This is a genomic window from Mesorhizobium ventifaucium, assembly GCF_935822925.1.
GTDB lineage: Bacteria > Pseudomonadota > Alphaproteobacteria > Rhizobiales > Rhizobiaceae > Mesorhizobium > Mesorhizobium ventifaucium.
In genome coordinates, this window is record NZ_CAKXZS010000017.1 from 21,105 (window position 1) to 27,249 (window position 6,145).

The 6,145-nt window shown below is 61.7% G+C and carries 3 protein-coding genes; all 3 read right to left on the minus strand.

All coding sequences use genetic code 11. The features are described 5' to 3' along the window. Positions 1 to 535: efflux RND transporter periplasmic adaptor subunit (locus tag NMG70_RS32960; RefSeq protein WP_436798398.1), on the minus strand; the 535-nt coding region annotated here is incomplete at its 3' end. Between the two features lie 148 nt (positions 536 to 683). Then, the gene (locus tag NMG70_RS15995; protein ID WP_254016409.1) at positions 684 to 1,310 is read right to left on the minus strand and encodes a response regulator transcription factor; all 627 of its coding nucleotides are present in this window, start codon (positions 1,308 to 1,310) and stop codon (positions 684 to 686) included. 50 nt (positions 1,311 to 1,360) lie between these two features. Further along, the coding region (locus tag NMG70_RS16000; protein ID WP_301555159.1) for a PAS domain S-box protein at positions 1,361 to 6,145 on the minus strand (4,785 nt) is incomplete at its 5' end.

The window sequence follows — 6,145 nt, forward strand, 5'->3', positions numbered from 1 at the left end:
CGGCGATGTCTTCGCCGGCAACAGCGAAGACCGCCTCGCGCGCGTCATTGCGGGAGATCTCGACTACCATCTGGCCCGCGGCCACGACCTGACCAGGGTCCGCGCCAGCCGCCGTCACAATGCCGTCGTCGGGCGCAAGCAACTGCGTGTAGCCGAGCTGGTTTTCAACGATCCGGAGATTGGCTTCGGCCGCCTGGACGGCAGCTTGTGCGCTCTGCAACGACTTCAGCGCCTCATCGTACTGCGAACGTGTGGCAAAGCCCTTGCCGAGCAGAACACGGAAGCGATCCTCTTGGGCCACGACCTGGACGAGCGTGGCCTTGGTCGCCGTAAGATCGGCCTGTGCGGCGGTCACCTTGTTGCGGTAATCGACGGCACTGAGCTCAGCGAGCTTCTGACCTTTCTTGACCACGGCGCCTATGTCGACATCGCGCGAGATGATCCGGCCGCCGACCTCGAAGCCGACCTCGCTGACATAACGCGACTGGACGCGACCGGCGCCCTCCGCCACCGTGGCGAGCTTGTGAGGGGTCACCACCACTGCCCGCGCCTGCCGCGGAGCTGCTAGCGCTTCTTCTCCCTTGCCAAGTTAGTCAACTTCCTTAAGGGAAAACGAAAGAGCGCATCCGGCGCATATTCATGCGCACCAGGACAATTATACGTTGGTATACTTTATAGGACCGCTATTTCATGCGAGTCGGCGTTGTCGTCACACCCAGGCTGTCTGCCATTCGGACCAGATCGACGAGAGATTTCGCCCGCATCTTCTGCATGACGTGCCCGCGATGGACCTTCACGGTCACCTCGCTGAGACCCGCTTGAGCAGCGATCTGCTTGTTGACCCTGCCGGTGACCACCAGGTTCATGATCTCTCGCTCGCGCGGCGTCAAGGAATCGTAGCGCTCCCGAAGTTCGGCAATTGACAAGGCCTCCTGCCGCCGGGCGCGGTCCTGCTCGATCCCGGCGTGAACGGCGTCGAGCAACTCCTGTTCACGCACCGGCTTCGTCAGGAACTCGATGGCGCCGGATTTCATTGCGCGCACCGAGATCGGAACGTCGCCGTGGGCGCTGATGAAAATCACGGGAAGCTGGATGTTCAAATTTTGAAGCACGCTCTGGAATTCGAGCCCACTGCGCCCCGGCAGCCTAACGTCGAGGATAATGCAGCCGGGAGCGTCGATCCGTTTGCTGTCCAGAAACTCTTGGCTGGACGTGAAGGTCTGCACACCGAGCCCGACCGAACGTAAGAGATCGCAAAGACCCTCCCGAACCGACTCGTCGTCATCAATGATGTAGACGATCTCCTTCATACGCGCGCCCCAAGTTGAACCGATTGTGCCGGCAGGCCGGACGCTGGCTATTATTGCGCTTTCTCCTCAGCTGGCAATGTGAATTGAAATATTGCGCCGCGAGGCTTGTTTGGCGCGGCCCAGAGTCGACCGTTGTGAGCCTCAATGATGGAACGACTGATCGTGAGGCCCAGGCCCATGCCCTTGGGTTTGGTACTGTAAAACGCGTCAAACATTTCGTCGATCTTCGCGGAGTCGATTGGCGGGCCGCTGTCACGGACCGCCACCAAAACCGTATCTGGTGCCACTCGTTCGGTGCGTATGACGAGTTCGCGTGATCCCTTTGGAACCGCTGTCATTGCATCCTTGGCGTTCATTATGAGGTTGAGAATGACCTGCTGTAATTGGACCTGATCTCCCACGATTGATGGCAGGTCGTCCGCCAGCCCGGTGTTCAGCGAGACAGCACCCCGTTGAAGGTCCGTGAACACCAACGCAATCGTCTCCGAAACGATTGCGTTGATGCTCAGCCGATCCCTGCGCTCGGGTGATTTCTTGGCCATTGCCCGGATCCGGTCGATGACCTCCGACGCGCGAAAGGCGTCGCTGATCATGCGCTCGACGGCGCGACGGGCGGAGACGATGTCGCGCGGATCCGCGTCGAGATAGCGAAGACACGCATTGCCGCTGCCTACCAGCCCGGTGAGAGGCTGTCTGACCTCGTGGGCGATCGAAGCCGCAAGTTCTCCCATCGTGGTCAGCCGACTCATATGGGCAAGCTCGGCTTGCGCAAGCTGAAGTGCATTTTCCGCTTGCTTGCGGCTGGTGATGTCACGCGCCAATGAAAGCCGGAACCATTGGTCTCCTTGTTGGAATCTACCGGCGCGAACCTCGACCGGAAAGACGGTACCGTCCTTGCGCCGGTGGAGCGTCTCGAATGTCGCCGTCTGCCCTGCGTCCACTCGATCCACCACCGTCGCGAGTGCTTCGTGGTCGAGACCTCCATCAAAGTCGCGCGGATGCATTCCGATCAGCTCCTCGCGGCTGTAGCCGAGGCTCTCGCAGGCCTGTCGGTTCACGTCTATGACGGTCAGGTCGTCGGCATGCAGGAAAAACGCGTCGGTCGCGTGGTCGACGAAGGTTCGGAAGCGGGACTCGCTTGCTCTCAGCCTCTCTTCGGCCTCCTTGCGCTCGGACAAGTCGACCACGAAGGCCACAGCCTGGTCCCCGCTCCCTTCGAATCTTGCCTCGCCGATCATCACGGGTACGCGCCCGCCATCCTTGCGCTGGTACTCCTTTTCGAACGGCTGGACGCGACCGGTCATCCTCAGCTCGGCCTCAGCCTCGGCGTCACGCTCGCCCCATTCCGGTGGCGTCAGTTCCGCCCCGAGCCGACCCGCATTGAGATCGTCGCGGCTGTAGCCGGCCATGCGGAGAAATGCCTCATTGGCCTCGATAATTCGGCCGTCAACATCCTGGATGAAAATCCCGATGATATTTGCCTCGACTAAGCGTCGGATCCGGGCTTCGCGTTCTTCGAGATCGCGGTACAGTCGGGTATTCTCAAGCGCGGTCGCCGCTTGCGAAGCGAGGATCTTCATCACCGCGATCCGCGCCGGCACGAAGACGCGATAGGCAAGATTGTTCTCAAGGTACAGCACGCCCGTCAGCACGCTCTGATTGAGCAACGGCATGCAGACAATGGAACGGGCATGATGCCGAATGACGTATGGATCGTCGGCAAAGGCCTCGTGGGCAGCGGCGTCGTCGAGGATCACGCTTTCGTTTGTGCGCACGACATAGTGGAGCACCGATTCCGGCAAGGTGAGCGCGGTCACGGGTTCGTCACGCAGATCCATATCGATGGCATTGCCACTGGTGGTAGCCTCGGCGATCACCCGCGGCTCGGCCCCATGCGACAATATGAGAAGGCCGCGCTCGGCCCCCGCCTGCTCGAGGGCGATACGCAGCACTGTGTCGATCAGCTTCTCGAGGACGATTTCGCCGGAGACGGCCTGCGACAGCTTGATGACGGTGGCAAGGTCGAGGTGTTCGACGGGAGCTTCGATCGTGCTTGTCGCATCCGGCGGTGGTTCATCGTCCCGCAGGCGTGGAAAGAGCTCATCGAGTTGCCGAACCTTGCCGTCAGCCCCCCAGCGGAGATAGCAGCGTCGGGCGTTCTGCAGGTAAAGCGCAGCAATCTGATCGAACCCGCGCCCGCGATAGAAGGCGGAAGCGCGCTCATACGCGATCGCTTCGTCGTGCGAAAGCGCATTCGCATGGGCCAACTGAATCGCCTCTTCATACAGACGCTCCGCATCCAGGGCACGGCTTCCCAAGCGCGCGCTCTCCGCGCCAAGCAGCGCTGCGCGGCTCGCAAAATTCTCAGCGCAGTGCTCGGCCCATTGCTCGAGATGATTGCGGTGAGCTGCCAAAGCCTTTCGATATTGGGAACTCTCGGCGGCTGATACTTCGTCGCAAAGTGCAGCCAGCGAGAGGCCAGCGTAGAAATGGTAGTCGGCCCGCTCGAAGATAGCAGGAGTCATCCAGAGGAGACCTTGTACTTTCGCCGCTGCCGCAAGCGCGGCGACGTGGTCGCCGGCGAGAACGCGTGCCTGCAGCTTGCGGATCCAGTAAAGACAACTACCCGGCTTGCCGTCGGTCTGTCGCTCGAATTGCTCCTCGTCGAACCCAATGTCGTTGAAGCAGCCGAAGACTGGCGTCAGCCCGCGGAGCGTTCGAACGAGCTGTAGTTGCCCTGAAATGAAGCCGACGACAACACGAAAGCCAGCCTGGCGGGCGAAGTCCAGCCCGGTTTCTGCGTCGCGTTGAACCTCAGAGAGAGGCTCGCCGCTGGCCAGGAGATAAGTCAGGAGGTTATTGCGGCTCAAGACAGCATAGGTGAGATCGCCGACCTGCTGCGCCGTTTCAAATACGCGCTGCGCCAGTGGACGGCCTGTCCGGACATGCCGTGGCGAAGATTTTGCAAGGTTGCCGAAGGCGAGGTAGACTCGTGCCTTCAGGCGGTCCATTCCAGGCTGTTCCACCAGGTCCAGCCCGAGCAGGCCGAATCGAAAACCTGCCTCGTAGTCGCCAAAATACAGCCCCAGCACAGTGCCTACCGCGGTGTAGGCGTAGGGCGACGTGTCGCTGTTGCCGTGCCGCAGGCTGACGTTCCCCATTCGCCCGATCACGAGGCAACGCAGATTCTCGTCGGTAAACAAGGCTGGAGTCACGAGCGATGTGAGGACATTCATGGTCGCGAGCGCAACAGGATCTGCCATCGGGGGCGAGTTGAGCAGCGTTTCCATCGGGCGGTTTCCGAGCTGCCGCCAAAGCCGCGCGTATTCCTGCCGCACTTGTTTCCTGGTCGGATGCGCCGACCAGGTGATGCCGACGCGGCGCAGGTAGTCGAGGCCGAAAACGATGGCCTGATCGCTTCGACCCAGGCTCATGAAAAGGTCAACACGCAGCCGAGTGACGCGGGCCAAATCAGTGAGGCTGGCGGCACGGCTTGCCAATTCCGCGAGCCGCGCCTGCGCCTCAGCCGGCGCCCCGGCGAGGAATTCGCATTCGGCCCTGTGCAGATTGAGGCCGAAAGCGAGATCGTACCGGCGCTCCCACGCATCATCCGGCAAGAGAGCCGCACCCGTGCTGGCATAGGTCAGCGCCGAGGCGTACGCCGCTGCCGCTCTGGCACGGCGGGCGGCAACCAGGTTCAGATTCGCGAGGCGCTCGCGCTCCTTGGCCGACGCAATCAGCATGCTGCCTCGGTTGAGCTGGCCGACGAGCTCAAAGATATTCTCCTCGATTGAATTTGAGGGCGTGTGAGCGAGGAGAAGGCGGCCAATGCCGAGATGCGCGGCGGCCCGCTCGCTTTCGGGGATGAGCCCGTAGGCGGCCTCTTGAACCCGGTCATGGAGGAACCGGTACGTGCCCTGTTGCCGCAGCACCAGCCCGGCCCGCACCGCAGGCCAAAACAAGGCGTGAACTGCTTCTTCATTTTCGCGCCGGATAACGGTCAAGGTGGCGACCGTTGCGCGGTTGCCAAGATAGGCCAGCATGTTGAGGGCAGCCTGGGTCGTGGCGGGCAGGCGCTGCAGTTTGCTTAGCATAAGATCTGCGACGTTGTCGGTATAGCCTTTGGCCCGTATGCGCTCGAGGTCCCAATCCCAGCGCGCTTGGGCACGATCGAAGCCAAGCAGCCCTTCGTCTGGCAGTGCACTCAGAAACTGAAGCGCGAAGAACGGATTGCCAGCGCTCTTGTTGTGCACCAACCGAGCCAGCGGCTGGACCCGGTCGCTCCCGCAATGAAGAGCGTCGGCGAGCATCCGAGCCATATCCTCCAGCCTGAGCGGCGTCAGCGCTATCTCGTCAACCCGCCCCCCAGCCTCGCGGATCGCAGCCAGCCGACGGATCAACGGGTGCCTCGGCGTGACCTCATTATCGCGATAGGCGCCAATCAGTAAAAGGTGACGCACATCCCGTTGCGTGCACACATCCTCAAGCAGGTCGAGCGTCGCGGCGTCCAACCATTGCAGATCATCCAGGAACAGCGCCAGAGGATGCTCCGCTCCGGCAAACACTCCGAGCAGTCGCCTGACGATCAAGTGGAAGCGGCGCTTCGCGTCTTGCGGTGGCAGCTCTGTGACCGACGGCTGCGGACCGATTAGCAGTTCGAGCTCCGGGACGAGTGTCACAATCAACCGCCCGCTCGCGCCCAAAGCTTCAGTCAGGCCGGCCCGCCAAAGCGAGAGCTCGGCTTCGCTCTTGCCAAGCAAAGGCCGAATGAGGCCTTGCAGAGCCTGTGCTAAGCTCGCATAGGGAACGACCTGCTGGTTCTGGTCAAATTTGCC